Raw genomic sequence first — 13,435 nt, 5'->3', positions numbered from 1 at the left:
GCTCCGCAAAAAAGTTCCGCGGACCGGTAGTAGAAGCCCGATCCCGTTCGTCATCCCGGTGAACAACGAGATGGGAGACAGCTCATGGATGTGAAGACCGGCGCGGAGGTGACGGTGACGGTGATCGTGCCGCTGCCCCGCGAGAAGATGTGGGAACTGGTGACCGCGGTCGACCGGATCGGCGAATGGAGCCCGGAGACGGTCGGCGCGACCTGGGACGGACCACGGCGATTCATCGGCCACAACCGCTTTCCGGACGGATTCGAGAGTACGGTCACGTGCGTGATCACCGAGTCGACGGAACCGCGGGTGTTCGCCTGGGACGTCCTCGACGACGCCGGCCGGCCCGGTTCCCACTGGCGGTACGAGCTGCGCGACGGCGCCGAGCCGGGCACCACGGAGGTGCGCCACAGCTTCGTGCACGGCCCCGGCCGTACCGGCGTCCCGGCCGACACCGACAGCGTCAACGACCGGCTCGTCACCCTCTGCCGCACCATGACGTCCACGATCACCGCGATGACCCTCGACTCGACGGGAGCCACCCGATGAAGTACCTGATGCTGGTCTGCGTCGACCCCGACCTGGTGGCCGACGAGAACGACGGGGCGCCGGACATCGAGGAGTGGTTCGCCCAGATCAAGGAGAACCACGTGGTCGGCAGCCGCACCCGGCCGGGCGCCGACGCCACCACGGTCCGCGTCCGGGACCGGCAGGTGCTGCTCACCGACGGCCCGTACGCGGAGACCAAGGACCTGATGGCCGGCTTCGACGTGATCGACTGCGCGGACCTGGACGAGGCCGTCGCGATCGCGTCCAAGCACCCGATGGCCTACCGCGGCGTCATCGAGCTGCGGCCGTTCTGGCCCTTCGAAGAAGACTGAGACAAGGACTGAGCCCTGACCGTTCAGGACCGCATCGCCGGGATCTACGCCGACGGGTGGAGCCGGATCGTCGCCACGATGATCCGGTTCACCGGCGGCGACTGGAACCTGGCCGAGGAGTGCGCGCAGGACGCCTTCACGCAGGCGCTGCGAAAATGGCCGGCGGACGGCGTACCGGATCAGCCTCTCGCCTGGCTGACCACGACGGCCCGCCGCCGGGCGATCGACCTGATCCGCCGCGAAGCGCTGGAGGCGGCGAAGCTGCCGGAGGTGGCCATGGTGGAGCCGGCGCCCTACCCGGACGACAGCGACATCCCGGACGAGCGGCTGGAGCTCATGTTCACCTGCTGCCATCCGGCACTGAACCTGGAAGCGCAGGTCGCGCTGATCCTGCGCTGCCTCGCCGGCCTGAGCACCGCCGAGATCGCGCGGGCGTTCCTGCTGCCGGAGAAGACCATGGGGCAGCGGCTGTTCCGCGCCAAACAGCGGATCCGCAACGCCGGGATCCCGTTCCGGGTGCCGCCCGCCCACCTGCTACCGGAGCGGCTGCCGGCCGTGCTGCACGTGTTGTACCTGCTGTTCAACGAGGGTTACACCGATCCGGTCAGGGCGCGGCTGTGCGCCGAGGCGATCCGGGTGGCGCGGGTGCTGGCCGCGCTCATGCCGGACGAGCCGGAGGCGCTCGGCCTGCTCTCGCTGATGCTGCTGCATGACGCCCGGCGGGCAGCCCGCCGGGATCCGGCCGGTGACCCGGTCATCCTCACCGATCAGGACCGCACCCTCTGGGACCGGCCGTCCATCGACGAGGGCGCCGCCCTGTGCGAGCGGGCGCTGCGCCGCGGCCGGGCCGGGCCGTTCCAGGTGCAGGCGGCGATCGCGGCCTGCCACGCCACCGCGCCGACCGCCGGGGAGACGGACTGGGCGCAGATCGTCGCCCTCTACGACCATCTGGCCCGTCTCGAACCGAGCCCGGTCGTCGACCTGAACCGGGCCGTGGCGGTCAGCATGGCCTCCGGCCCCGCGGCCGCGCTTCCACTGGTCGTCGCACTGGCCGAAACCGGTCGCCTCGACGACTATCATCTGCTGCACGCGACCCTGGCGGACCTGCTGCGCCGTACCGGCCGCCGCACGGAGGCCGCGGAGAGCTACCGCCGGGCGGCGGACCTGGCCCCCACCGAGGCGGAACGCCGCTTCCTGACCGCACGCCTGGACTCATGATCGACCGCGATCGCGCCATCGCCCTCGTCGAGGCACAGCTCGCCGAGGAGCGGCGAGCCCAGCCTCACCTGCCGGAACTCGCCATCGTCCACGTCGAGGAACACGAGTTCGGCTGGCTCCTGGTCTGGCAGTCCGCCGTCTACGCCCGCAGCCGCGATCCACGGGACAGGCTGATCGGGCAGGGCCCGTACCTGGTCGACGGCCTGGACGGCAGCATCCACCACATCCCGGTCACCGTCTACTGTCGCGACGAGTGGCTCCAGCTCTACCGGGAACGCATCCGCGGCGAGCCGAAGCCGGATCCGGTGCTCGCCGCCGCCCGCGAACTGCTGCGCGACGAGGGCACGATGGCCGTCCTGCGACATCTGCGCGCGATCGCGCCACGGCTCACCCTGAGCGAGACGAAGGCGTACGCCGACGCGCTCCGCGACGGCGGCGATCCACCGGCGGAACTGGTCGAACGCACCCGGCCCGTGCTCACCGGCCGGCAGCCGGACTTCCAGACCCTCACCGGCCCGTGTCCGATGGAAGCGTGAACACGTCCGGCCGGCGGGAGCCGGCACCCCGCTCCCGCCGGGAGGATTCACTCATGTTCATCGTCATCGTCGATTTCACCACCGCCGCCGCCGACCGGGCCGCGGCCCTCGCCCAGCTCGACAGCGAACACGACGAGACCCGGGCGCGGCCCGGCAATCTCGCCTACCGGGTCTACGCGTCCCGGCACGACGACACCGCCGTCACCCTGGTCCACGAATGGACCGACGAGCAGTCCTTCGCCGACTATCAGCGCTCGCCCTCGTTCGCCCGCTCCGGCCGGGTGATCCGCCCACTCATGACCGGAACCCCGGTGAGCCGCCGGTTCCGCGCCGACCTCCTGGAAACCGTCGCCTGATCATGCACCGCCCGGCGTACAGCTTCGTCCGGTCGTTTCCCGCCACCCCGGCGAACGACTTCCAGGTCGACCGGCACTATCTGCTGTGCGCCTCGACCGGCGCCCTCCGTCTCGAGGCGGAGGGCGCCACCTGGCTGCTGCCACCGGCCCGCGCCGCCCTCATCACGGCCGGCCGTCCGATTCGGATCAGCATTCCGCAACCGGTCACCACCTCCTCCGTCCTGTTCGACACCAACTTCGTCCCGCCGCCTCCGGCGCCGTTGACGGTCTTCGACCTGACCCCGCTGGCCCGCGCGCTGGTCGCCGAGTGCGGCCTCTGCGCCACCGAGGATCAACCCCCGTCCCGGTACGCCGAAAGCGTCCTCGACGCACTGGCCGCCGTCACCTGGAAGCTCGCCGAACAGCCCAGCCCCGTGGTCGTGCCCACCGGCCGCTCCCCCGAACTGCGCCGCGCTCTGCACCTCACCGAACAGCGCCTCGCCGAACAGCTCACCTTCGAGGAACTGGCCGCCGAGGTCGGGCTGGCGCCGCGCTCGCTGGCCCGCCGCTTCGAGGACGAGTGCGACATGACCTGGCGTGCCACCCTGCGCCGGATGCGGATCCTGCGCGCCATCGAGGAACTGGCCGCCGGCGACACCCCGGTCACGAAGATCGCCTACGCCGTCGGCTACACCTCCCTGTCCGCCTTCAACGCCGCCTTCCGCCAGCTCACCACCCGAAGCCCCACCGAATACCGCGCCAGCTTCCGCCCTTGACCGTCCATCGGCACCCGCACCCAACCGGCCTCGCCAGCCGGGCGGGCGCACACGTTCGGGCGGCCGAAGCCGGAGTGGCCGCACACGGAAGCCGTCGCGTGCGCCGCCACCGCGGCTATATGCCACGTAGGCGACCACGACCCTGCGACCGTGTGCGCCCACCCACCCTTGCCGAGCCGCGCCCGCCCGCCCCGGGCAACCGATGGGCTGCGCCACGGGGGTGTCAGGGGCGGGTGCGGGACAGGAGCCAGCCGGACATGGCCCGGACGCCGTGGCCGATCGCGCTCTCGTCCGGCTGGAAGGTGGCGAAGTGGGGGTAACTGGTCTCGACACCGGTGTTCGGGGCCCGGACGCCGAGGAACGTGTAGGTGCCCGGAAGATGGTCCAGGAACAGGGCGTAGTCCTCGCCGCTGAACGGGATCGCGGCGTGCAGCGGCATCACCCGCTCGGTGCCCAGCGAGCGCCGAAGATGCCGCTCCAGGGCCTGCCCCTCACGCTGCGGGGTGACCATCGCCGGGAACGGGTCCGCCGGGAAGTCCACGGTGGCCGGCCCCTCCGCCCGGACGCGGCGCCGGATCTCGGCACGCACCTCCGGGTAGCGGTGCTCCGGCCAGCACCGGGACGCCACCTGGACGGTCGCGCCGGCGGCCCGGGCCTGGACGAAGACGAACCGGGCCAGCGGGCCGCCCGGGGTCTGCAGGTAGGCCACCAACTGCTCCAGGTCGGCGGGGGTGGACGGGCGCTGCACCGTACCGATGCTGTTGATGCTCGTGGCCAAACGCTGAGCGCGCGCCGCGGCATCGTCGCCGGTGAGGGTGATCAGGCCGCGGTCCTGGCCGGGCATCCCGAAACCGGCGATCGTCGCGAACCGGCCAACCGGGAACGGCCCGCAGTGCAGCGCGTGGATCTCGCTGGGGCGGGTCGCCGTGAGGACGCCGTCGGCGATCATCGCGGCGGCGCCGGACAGGCTCTCCTCGGCCGGCTGGAACAGGAACACCACCCGGCCGGCGACCCGCTCCCGCAGCCGGGCCAGCACCTCGGCGATGCCCACCCCGACCGTGGTGTGGATGTCGTGGCCGCACAGATGGGCCGGGCCGGGGCCGCCGCCGATCTGGTCCTGGGGGCCGACCGCATCCATGTCCGCCCGGTAGGCGACCGTCCGCCCCGGCCGGGCCCCGGTCAGGACGCCGACGACACCGTGCCCGCCGACACCGGTCGTGACGTCGAGCCCGGCCGCCCGCAGCCGCGCCGCGACCGCCCCGGCGGTCCGCTCCTCCTGGCCGGCCGTTTCCGGATGGTTGTACAGATCGCGCCGCAGGTCGAGCAGCGCGCCGTCGATCCGGGCGGCCTCCGCCTCCACGGCCAGGGCCACCCGGTCGGTCGCCGAGGCCGCCTCGGTCGACGTCAGCCACGCCCCGGCCGCCGCCGCGAGCGCCCCACCGAGAACGGCCCGCCGATTGATCACCGGACCCTCTGAGGTTCGCATTGTTCCTCCCCCGCCTGGTTCGACGTGGTTCAGCCTTTCGCGATCCGCACCCCGGCACGATGGGGCAGGCTCCCGGTCGATGGTGGTGCTAACCCCACCCAGCGGTCCTCACCCGTGGCGAATGCGAGAACCGGCGAGAATCAGCCGGTGACCTACTCGACGGTGCTACGGGACCGGCGCCTCGCGACTCTGATCGGCGGCGACGCCGTCGCGAAACTCGGTGACGGGGTCGGCTTCGTCGCCCTGCCACTGCTGGCGCTCCAGGTCAGGGGTGCCGTCGATCCGGCCACCGCGGTCTCCGCGGTGCTGGCCGCGCCGTTCCTGCTGCCGATCGCGGTCACCGTCTTCTTCGGAGCGGGCCGACGCCGGTTCGACTCGCGCCTGGTCGTGGCCCTGGACGGGCTCCTGCGCGCGGCCACGTTCGGGGCGGCCTGGCTGCTGGCCCACATCGGACGGCTGACCCTGGGCCTGCTGATCGGCGGCCTGTTCGTGGGCTGCGCGCTGCGGCTGCTGTCCAGCAGCGGCCGCCGCCTGCTGGCCACCGGCATGGCCGGCGAGCAGGCCCGGCTTCCGGTGAACGGCCTGCTCGGCATCTCCGACAGCCTGGCGCTGTACGTCGCCGGCCCCGCCCTGGGTGGCCTGATCTCGGCGGTCACCGGCCCGGCAGCGGCACTCGCGGTGGCCGCCGTCTGCTACGCCACGCTGCCGATAGCGGCCGCCACGACGACCACGACACCGTTCGACGGCCGTACCGGGAAGGCCCGCTCCGGCTGGGAGATCATCCGCCGGCACCGGGTGGCGGCTCGGCTGCTGGTGGTCGTCTTCCTCTTCAATCTCTGCTACGGCCCGGTCGAGGTGGCGCTTCCACTGCTGGTCACCGGGGATCTCGCCGCCGACGCCGGCGCGCTGGGCACCCTGTGGACCTGCTTCGGTGCCGGTGCCCTGCTCGGCGCCGCCCTGACCAGCCAGTTGCGGCGGTTTCGTCCCCGTACCAGCATCGTCGCGGTGATCGCCGGCTGGGCGGCCGCGGTGGCGGCGCTGGCGGCCGCCGGTTCGATTCCGGTCGCGGCGCTCGCCTTCACGATCGGCGGGGTGATCTACGGCCCGTTCACCGCGATCGCCTACACCTACCTCCAGGACCATCTGGACGCCGACGAGCAGCAGCCGGTCCTGACCTTCTACGCGGCCGGCGTCACCCTGGCCGCCCCGCTCGGTCTGGGCCTGGCCGGCCCCCTGATCGCCCTCCTCGGCGCCCGCGGCGGCCTGGCCGCCTCGGCGGCCCTCACCGCCGCACTGGCCCCGGCCGTACGCTGGTGGATCACCCCTCACCCCCGGAGATAGGCCACGGCCGCTCGCCGCGGTCGAGGCGCCGGCCACGATCGGCGGCCCGCAGCCGGTGTACGACGACAGCGGCGACGAGGTGTTCGTCGTCCATCCGGGCGAGGATCCGGAGATCCCGCGCGCGGAGTGGCCCTGGTGACCGCGGCGGCCAGGCGGCCGGGTGGCCCGGCTCCGTCACCATGGGCGCATGGAGGCCTCACTCACCCTGCGCCCGCCGCGGCACCGGCTGGATCGCCGGTTCATCACCTGGCGGACACTCCAGGCCGTCCTCTGGTCCATCGGCGTGCTGGGCACGCTCGGTGCCATCTGGGGGTACGCCGAGAGCGCCCGCCCGTATCTGGGACCGGTGATCCTGGCCGTCGCCGTGACCTACGCGGTGAACATCACCGTGATGCCGTACGCCCGTTACCGCACGCATCGCTGGGAGGCCACCGAGGACGCCGTCTACGCGCTGTCCGGCTGGCTGACCAGGGAGTGGAAGGTGGTGCCGATCTCCCGGATCCAGAGCATCGACACCGAGATCGGGCCGTTGCAGCGCTGGCTGGGCCTCGCCTCGATCACCGTGACCACCGCCTCGTCGGAGGGCAAGATCACGATCGAGGGCGTGGACGCGAAGATCGCCGAGGAGACCGTCGACCGGCTACGTGAGGTGACCGCCGCGACCCCCGGTGACGCCACATGAGCGGGCCGGCGCACGATTCCTCCCGCTCGACCCCCGCTGTCGTGGCGGCGCCGGAGCAAAGCGGGAGCGACGACATGAGCGAGCTCACGAACGCATCGTCCAGCTCGGCCCCGGAGCGAAGCGGAGGCGACGACCTGAGCGAGCCCGCGGGCGAACCGGCCGGCCCGGTCCCCGTCGACGACCAGGGTTGGCGGCGGCTCAGCGTACGGGTCGTCTGGCTCGATCTGGTCCGTGTCGTGATCTCGTTGGCCACCGGCTATCTGGGCATCGTGGTGAGCGACGAGCCGGTGTGGGCGCTGGTGGCCGGCGCCTGTGGTGGCCTGCTGACCGCGCTGCTTGATCTGCGGCGCTGGCAGACCACCCGCTACCGGATCACGCCGGAGCGGGTGGAGATGCGCACCGGCTGGCTGTCGCGCAAGCACCGCACCGTGTCCCGGGACCGGATCCGCAGCGTGGACAGTTCGGCCCGGCTGTTGCAACGGCTGCTCGGGCTGCGCACCGTGCACATCGGTTCGGGCGAGACGGAGTCGTCGTTCAAGCTGGACGCCCTCGACCACCGGCACGCCGCCCTGGTCCAGCGCGAACTGATGCCCGGCTCTTCCGCGGCCGTCCTCGCGCCACCCGATCCCGCCTCGGCCGACCCCGTCCCCGACCCCGTCCCCGTCGCGCGGATGGCGGCGGAGACCGTCATCGCCCGGTTCCGCCGCTCGTGGATCCCGCTGAACGTGGTGTCGGTGTGGGCCGTCTTCGCGATCGCCGGGCCGCTGTTCGCACTGAACTGGCCGCTGCGGGCGCTCGGCGTCGACCTGCCGGAACTGGGCCGCGACCTGATCGGCTGGGACGGTCGCGGTCCGGTGGCCAACATCGCCCTGGTGCTGCTCATCGCGTACCCGCTCGGGGTCATCGCGACGACGGTCGCGTTCCTGTTGGAGAACGGCAATTTCCAGCTGGTCCGCACCGGAACCGCCCCGGACACCGCGCTGGTGACCCGGCGCGGGCTGCTCACCACCCGGACCGTGCAGCGCACCGACTCCCGGATGCGCGGCATCGCCGTGGCCGAGCCGCTGGTGTGGCGCTGGCTGCGGCTGGCCCGGATGAAGGCGCTGTCGTCCGGGCTGGGCGCCGCGGCCGGCGAGGCGACCGGCGGTGACATCCTGCCGCGGATCCGACTGGCCGAGGCCCACGACCTGGCGGCGGAGATCCTGCCGGACGGGGCCCGCCCGCTGGAGGCCACGCTGGCTCGGCATCCGCGTGGGGCGCTGACCCGGCGGCTCGGCATGGCGCTCTACGGTCCGGCGCTGGTGTCCGGGGTGATGCTGGTGTTCACGCTGACCGGGGTGCTGCCCGGGCTCTGGTGGTTGCTGCCGCTGGCGCTGATCCCGGTGACGCTTCCCTTGGCCGTGGTGGCCTATCGCTCGCTGGGTCACGCGGTCGATGGCGATTATCTGGTGGTGCGCCATGGAATCGGCCACCGTCGGACGGTCGCGTTGCAGCGGCGCGCGGTGATCGGCTGGACGGTGCAGCAGTCGATCTTCCAGCGCTGGGGTGGCCGGATGACCGTCGGTGTCGCGACGGCCGCGGGCGCCCGCCATTACGAGTCCCCGGACATGAGCGAGGAGCAGGCCCTGACGTTCATCACGAAGGCGACGCCGGACCTGGCCGCCGCCTTCGTCCTCGATGACTATGCGGAGAAGTCCGGCAGCCCCAACCGCACGGCCACGGTGTCGGCGAACCATTTCAGATAGTCGGGATCGTCGGCGAATCCGGCACGTGCGGCGGCCACCCAGTCCGGTCGCCGCAGCAACTCGAGGTAGTGGTCAGTGCCGGTGACAGCGGCGTTGACGTACCGATAGAAGGTGGGTGGTCTCCGGGCGAGGTGTGCCGCGTGCGCGCTGAGGACCTGGTCGGCCGGTGGATAGTGGTGCAGCGTCATGCCCATGCCGCCGCATTCGGTCATGATTCGCAGCAGCCGCCCGGTGTGATCCACGAGCTCGTCGTCAACGTCGTCGCGGGTGATCGCCTCGTGCAGGTGCGCGGTGGTGGCGACCTTTCCGGCGAAGTAGCCGTTGAGGAAGTCACCGTCGCAGGCGTTCCGCAGCAGCCAATCCCGGGCCTCGTAGGGACCGCTGCGGCAGAGCGCCTCGATGACGTAGACCCGGCCCCAACCGGAGGTCCGCTGAGCGAGCCAGAGCAGGGCCGCCACACCACCGGGTCGGCGGCTCAGCGCCTCCGCGGCCAGTGGCCCGAACCGGTTGGATAGCAGGCCGATGGTCCGGATCAGCGGGACGTCGTCCTCGTGCCAGTCGGTGGCCAGCAGGGCGAGGCCCACCGTGGCGGAACAGCGGTCCGTGCTGTGCCGCACCAGCCGGCGGCCGATGCGGCGGACACGTTTGCGTTTGGCCCGCAACGCCGCGGCGGCGATGTGGTCGTTCCGGTGGATCGGGACATGGACACCATGGAACGCGTCGGCCAGGTCGGCGGGCGAAGCGCTGGGGTCGCCGAAGTACCGGTCGAGGATTTCGGCGACCTCGGCGCCGTCTCGCCGGGGACCTCGCGACCCGGGCAGACCGCCCTGATGGGCCGCCTCGTCAGGGAAGGGCTCGCCGTCCCGGGGCAACGGCTCGTCCGGATGCCGCTGGTGGAGACGGAGAGCGTGGGCGAAAAGGGAGAGCCGGGCGCCTTGAGGCGCGCTTTTCCGGGCGCTCATCCGCGCGGAGAGAACTCGATTCTGTCGATCATGGCGCGGATCCTACCCGGCTACGTGCGGCGTAGGCGTACCAGATAGGTCTGGGCGACGACGACCAGCGCGAGGAAGGCGCCGCTGATCACCTGCTGCCAGTTGCTGTTCAGGTCCCCGACCTGGTTGATCAGGTTCTGGATGACGCCGAGCAGCAGCACTCCGGCCACGGTTCCGGCGATGGTGCCCGCGCCGCCGGTGAGCAGCGTCCCGCCGATCACGACGGCGGCGATGGCGTCGAGTTCCATGCCCGCTCCCAGGACGGTGACCCCTGACCCGAGTTTGGCGGCGTTGATGGTTCCGGCCAGCCCGGCCAGCAACCCCGACAGGACATAGACCCCGATTCTGGTACGCCGTACCGCGACGCCCATGAGCGCGGCGGCGTCCTCGCTGCCGCCCACCGCGTACACGGCATTGCCGAATCGCGTGCGGGACAGCACCACCATGCCGAGCAGCACGATGATCGCGACCAGCCACACCTGGTTGCCGATGCCGAGCAGCGAGCCGGTGCCGAGGGCGTGGAAGGCGTCGTTCTGGACGATGTAGGTGGTGGAGCCCTCGTCACTGACCGCGCGCATGAGCCCGCGGGCGCCGAGCAGGGCGGCCAGCGTGACGATGAACGGCGCCATCCCGGTGTAGGCGATCAGCACCCCGTTGAGCAGCCCGATCGCCCCGCAGACGGCGAGCGGCACGGCGATCGCGGCGAGAAGGCCGTACTGGGAGGCCCAGGCGGCGAGGACCCCGCCGAGCACGTAGAGCGACCCGACCGACAGGTCGATGCCACCCGTGATGATCACGAAGGTCATGCCGAGCGCGATCAGCATCGGCGGGACGGCCGCGACCAGGATGGTGGCGGCGTTGTCGAGGCTGCGGAAGTTGGGGAACGCGCCGAACGCGATCAGCACCACGACGGCCAGCACGGCGAGGGCGCCCTGCCGTTGAAAGGCGGTTCCGGCCCGGCGTTGGGCGACGGCCAGTACGGTCACCTGGTCTTCCTTTCCCGGGCCGCGTAGACGGCGACGAGGATGATGGCCGCCTGCACCATCTCGGTGGTGGACGGCGGCAGGTTGTTCTTGATCATGGTGGCGATCACGAGCTGCATCAGGACGGCTCCGGCGACCGTGCCGAGGACGCGTACCCGGCCGCCGGTCAGCGGGGTGCCGCCGACGACCACCGCGGTGATCGCGGACAGTTCGATGAGCAGGCCGATCGAGGAGGCGTCGCTCGACTGAATCCGGCCGACCGACAGCAGTCCGGCGATCGCGGCGAGGACCGCGCACAGCACGTAGACGGTGATCAGGACACGCTGGACCGGGAGCCCGGCGAGCTCGGCGGCGGGCCGGTTGCCGCCGATGGCGAGAAGGCGGCGGCCGAAGACGGTTCGCCGGACCGTGAACGCCACGACCAGGATGGCCAGGGCGGCCGTCCACACCAGCACCGGGATGCCGAGCAGGTCGCCGGAGCCGAGGTAGATGAGGTCGGCGTTGCGGATGTCCTTGAGCTGCCCGTCGGAGATGACCACGGCCAGGCCGCGGCCGCCGACGAAGAGGGCGAGGGTGGCGACGATCGGTTGCAGGCCCACTTTCGCGACCAGGGCGCCGTTGATCAGGCCGACGGCCACGCCGGCGAGCAACGAGACGATGACGGCCGCGATCACGCCGTACCCCAGATAGAGGGGTATGAGAGCCGCTGCCAGGGCCATCACCGCGCCGACCGAGAGGTCGATGCCCTCGGTGCCGATGACCAGGGCCATGCCGAGCGCCACGATGATGATCGGGGCGACCTGGATGAGCTGGATGCGCAGGTTGCTGACGGTGAGGAAGTAGGGGGTGAAGGCCGCGTTGTAGACGACCAGCGCGGCGATGGCGATGTAGACGCCGTACTTCGGCAGCCAGTCGGCGCGGTGGGGTGTGGTGAGGGCGAGGGTGGTCATGCGCCGGCCTCCGCGATCGTGGCGAGCAGGCTCTCGGTGGTGACGTCCTCGCCGGTGAGGACGCCGACGACGGCGCCGTCGCGGAGGACGACGACCCGGCCGGAGCCTTCGACGAGTTCCTCGGCGTCGGAGGAGACGAGCACGACGCCGAGTCCTTCGGCGGCGAGTTCGTCGATGAGCGCCTGCACCTCGGCCTTGGCGCCGACGTCGATGCCGCGGGTGGGCTCGTCGAGCAGCAGCACCTTGGGGCCGGTGGCGAGAAGCCGGGCGAGCAGCACTTTCTGCTGGTTGCCTCCGGACAGGTCGCCGACGCGCTGGTGCGGGCTGGACGCCTTGATCCGGAGCCGTTTCATGAACCGGTCCACGATCTCGTCGATCTTCGCGTCCGAGACCAGGCCGAACGTCGACATCCGGGGCAGGATGGACAGCGCGATGTTCTCCCGGATGGACAGGCCGGGGATGATGCCCTCGGCCTTGCGGTCCTCGGGCTGCACGGCGATGCCGGCGGCGACCGCCTTGACCGTGGTCGGGTGGCGCAGCGGCGTCCCGTCCACCTCGATCTCGCCACTGTCGACCGGGTAGGCGCCGGCGATCGCCTTGATGGTCTCGCTGCGCCCGGCGCCGAGCAGGCCGCCGAGCCCGACGACCTCACCGGGGCGCACGCCGAAGCTGATGTCGTGCAGCCGGTTGCGGCTGCTGAGCCCGGACACCCGCAGGATCGGGGTGTCGTCGGCCGCCGCGTGGTCGCCGCTGAAGACCGTGAAGCCCTCGCGGCGTACGTCGGAGACCTCGCGGCCGAGCATCAGCGCGACCAGGCGGACCCGTTCCAGGTCGGCGAGTCTGCCGGTGTGCACCAGTTTTCCGTCGCGAAGGATGGTGACGGTGTCGCAGATCCGGTAGAGCTCGTCCATCCGGTGCGAGACGTAGATGATGCCGATGCCGCGTTCGTGCAGGTCCTGGATGACGCCGAAGAGCGTCTCCACCTCGCGGGGCTCCAGGGACGAGGTGGGCTCGTCCATCACGACGACCTTGGCGTCGATCATGACGGCGCGGGCCAGGGCGACCATCTGCTGGGCGCCGAGCGGCAGGGAGCCGAGCCTGGCGCGAACGTCGGTGGTGACCCCGTATCCGGCCAGGATGTCGCGGGCCTCGCGGTCCATCCGGGCACGGTCGACCAGGCCGAGGGTGGTGCGGGGCTCGCGGCCGAGGAACAGGTTCTGGGCCACGCTCATCAGCGGGATGAGGTTGACCTCCTGGTAGATGGTCGAGATGCCGGCCCGCTGGGCGTCCATCGGCGTCGCGAAGGACACCGGCTCTCCCTGGTAGCGGAGCTCACCGGCGTCCGGACGGTAGACGCCGGTGAGCACCTTGATCAGGGTGGATTTGCCGGCGCCGTTCTCACCGACCAGCGCGTGGACCTCCCCGGGCCGCAGCGCGAACGACACGTCGTCGAGCGCCCGCACCCCGGGGAAGACCTTGGACACGCCGGCCACTTCGAGCAGCGTCACGC

General features: G+C 71.7%; 14 protein-coding genes. 9 read left to right on the top strand and 5 right to left on the bottom strand.

Annotated features, from left to right (window positions below):
• Window positions 1–84: 84 nt before the first annotated feature.
• From IEZ13_RS40275 to IEZ13_RS40250, 6 genes are read left to right on the top strand one after another with little or no spacing between them, the layout of a single operon-like run.
• Window positions 85–549 (top strand): SRPBCC family protein, encoded by a 465-nt coding sequence (locus IEZ13_RS40275; RefSeq protein WP_183226866.1) that lies wholly within the window; start codon window positions 85–87, stop codon window positions 547–549.
• Window positions 546–881, top strand: coding sequence for a YciI family protein (locus IEZ13_RS40270; RefSeq protein WP_183226867.1), 336 nt, complete (start codon window positions 546–548; stop codon window positions 879–881). The genes IEZ13_RS40275 and IEZ13_RS40270 overlap by 4 nt, the downstream gene beginning before the upstream one ends.
• Before the next feature lie 15 nt (window positions 882–896).
• Window positions 897–2,099: an RNA polymerase sigma factor gene (locus IEZ13_RS40265; protein ID WP_260179918.1), complete on the top strand. Its 1,203-nt coding sequence runs from the start codon at window positions 897–899 to the stop codon at window positions 2,097–2,099.
• Window positions 2,096–2,635 (top strand): YrhB domain-containing protein, encoded by a 540-nt coding sequence (locus IEZ13_RS40260; protein ID WP_183226869.1) that lies wholly within the window; start codon window positions 2,096–2,098, stop codon window positions 2,633–2,635. Before IEZ13_RS40265 ends, IEZ13_RS40260 begins: the two co-directional genes overlap by 4 nt.
• Before the next feature lie 53 nt (window positions 2,636–2,688).
• The gene (locus IEZ13_RS40255; RefSeq protein WP_183226870.1) at window positions 2,689–2,991 is read left to right on the top strand and encodes a putative quinol monooxygenase; all 303 of its coding nucleotides are present in this window, start codon (window positions 2,689–2,691) and stop codon (window positions 2,989–2,991) included.
• A gap of 2 nt (window positions 2,992–2,993) precedes the next feature.
• On the top strand, window positions 2,994–3,746 hold the full coding sequence (locus IEZ13_RS40250; RefSeq protein WP_183226871.1) for a helix-turn-helix domain-containing protein: 753 nt from the start codon (window positions 2,994–2,996) through the stop codon (window positions 3,744–3,746).
• A gap of 223 nt (window positions 3,747–3,969) precedes the next feature.
• Here the strand turns inward: IEZ13_RS40250 and IEZ13_RS40245 are convergent, their stop codons facing one another.
• Window positions 3,970–5,232 (bottom strand): M20 metallopeptidase family protein, encoded by a 1,263-nt coding sequence (locus IEZ13_RS40245; protein WP_183226872.1) that lies wholly within the window; start codon window positions 5,230–5,232, stop codon window positions 3,970–3,972.
• 147 nt (window positions 5,233–5,379) lie between these two features.
• Here IEZ13_RS40245 and IEZ13_RS40240 point away from each other — a divergent pair, with 147 nt between their 5' ends.
• From IEZ13_RS40240 to IEZ13_RS40230, 3 genes are all read left to right on the top strand, one after another.
• A complete protein-coding gene (locus tag IEZ13_RS40240) occupies window positions 5,380–6,573 on the top strand; it encodes an MFS transporter (protein ID WP_183226873.1) in 1,194 nt (397 codons plus the stop codon).
• A gap of 187 nt (window positions 6,574–6,760) precedes the next feature.
• Window positions 6,761–7,255: a PH domain-containing protein gene (locus IEZ13_RS40235; RefSeq protein WP_183226874.1), complete on the top strand. Its 495-nt coding sequence runs from the start codon at window positions 6,761–6,763 to the stop codon at window positions 7,253–7,255.
• A 74-nt stretch (window positions 7,256–7,329) separates the two neighbouring features.
• Window positions 7,330–9,000, top strand: coding sequence for a PH domain-containing protein (locus tag IEZ13_RS40230; protein ID WP_183226875.1), 1,671 nt, complete (start codon window positions 7,330–7,332; stop codon window positions 8,998–9,000).
• Here the strand turns inward: IEZ13_RS40230 and IEZ13_RS40225 are convergent.
• From IEZ13_RS40225 to IEZ13_RS40210, 4 genes are read right to left on the bottom strand one after another with little or no spacing between them, the layout of a single operon-like run.
• A complete protein-coding gene (locus IEZ13_RS40225; RefSeq protein ID WP_183226876.1) occupies window positions 8,937–9,962 on the bottom strand; it encodes a hypothetical protein in 1,026 nt (341 codons plus the stop codon). The genes IEZ13_RS40230 and IEZ13_RS40225 overlap by 64 nt on opposite strands.
• A 50-nt stretch (window positions 9,963–10,012) precedes the next feature.
• A complete protein-coding gene (locus tag IEZ13_RS40220) occupies window positions 10,013–10,978 on the bottom strand; it encodes an ABC transporter permease (protein WP_183226877.1) in 966 nt (321 codons plus the stop codon).
• Window positions 10,975–11,925: an ABC transporter permease gene (locus IEZ13_RS40215; RefSeq protein WP_183226878.1), complete on the bottom strand. Its 951-nt coding sequence runs from the start codon at window positions 11,923–11,925 to the stop codon at window positions 10,975–10,977. Before IEZ13_RS40215 ends, IEZ13_RS40220 begins: the two co-directional genes overlap by 4 nt.
• On the bottom strand, window positions 11,922–13,433 hold the full coding sequence (locus IEZ13_RS40210) for a sugar ABC transporter ATP-binding protein (RefSeq protein ID WP_183226879.1): 1,512 nt from the start codon (window positions 13,431–13,433) through the stop codon (window positions 11,922–11,924). Before IEZ13_RS40210 ends, IEZ13_RS40215 begins: the two co-directional genes overlap by 4 nt.
• Between the last annotated feature and the right edge of the window lie 2 nt (window positions 13,434–13,435).

The organism is Actinoplanes campanulatus, assembly GCF_014647795.1.
GTDB lineage: Bacteria > Actinomycetota > Actinomycetes > Mycobacteriales > Micromonosporaceae > Actinoplanes > Actinoplanes campanulatus.
This window is presented reverse-complemented; position numbering and strand designations above follow the sequence as displayed.

Bases quoted from the DNA above. Each gene is read 5' to 3' on its own strand.
- IEZ13_RS40255 (WP_183226870.1), top strand. From the start codon at position 2,689: ATGTTCATCGTCATCGTCGATTTCACCACCGCCGCCGCCGACCGGGCC.
- IEZ13_RS40250 (WP_183226871.1), top strand. From the start codon at position 2,994: ATGCACCGCCCGGCGTACAGCTTCGTCCGGTCGTTTCCCGCCACCCCG.
- IEZ13_RS40270 (WP_183226867.1), top strand. From the start codon at position 546: ATGAAGTACCTGATGCTGGTCTGCGTCGACCCCGACCTGGTGGCCGAC.
- IEZ13_RS40260 (WP_183226869.1), top strand. From the start codon at position 2,096: ATGATCGACCGCGATCGCGCCATCGCCCTCGTCGAGGCACAGCTCGCC.
- IEZ13_RS40275 (WP_183226866.1), top strand. From the start codon at position 85: ATGGATGTGAAGACCGGCGCGGAGGTGACGGTGACGGTGATCGTGCCG.
- IEZ13_RS40235 (WP_183226874.1), top strand. From the start codon at position 6,761: ATGGAGGCCTCACTCACCCTGCGCCCGCCGCGGCACCGGCTGGATCGC.
- IEZ13_RS40225 (WP_183226876.1), bottom strand. From the start codon at position 9,962: ATGAGCGCCCGGAAAAGCGCGCCTCAAGGCGCCCGGCTCTCCCTTTTC.
- IEZ13_RS40230 (WP_183226875.1), top strand. From the start codon at position 7,330: ATGAGCGAGCTCACGAACGCATCGTCCAGCTCGGCCCCGGAGCGAAGC.
- IEZ13_RS40245 (WP_183226872.1), bottom strand. From the start codon at position 5,232: ATGCGAACCTCAGAGGGTCCGGTGATCAATCGGCGGGCCGTTCTCGGT.
- IEZ13_RS40215 (WP_183226878.1), bottom strand. From the start codon at position 11,925: ATGACCACCCTCGCCCTCACCACACCCCACCGCGCCGACTGGCTGCCG.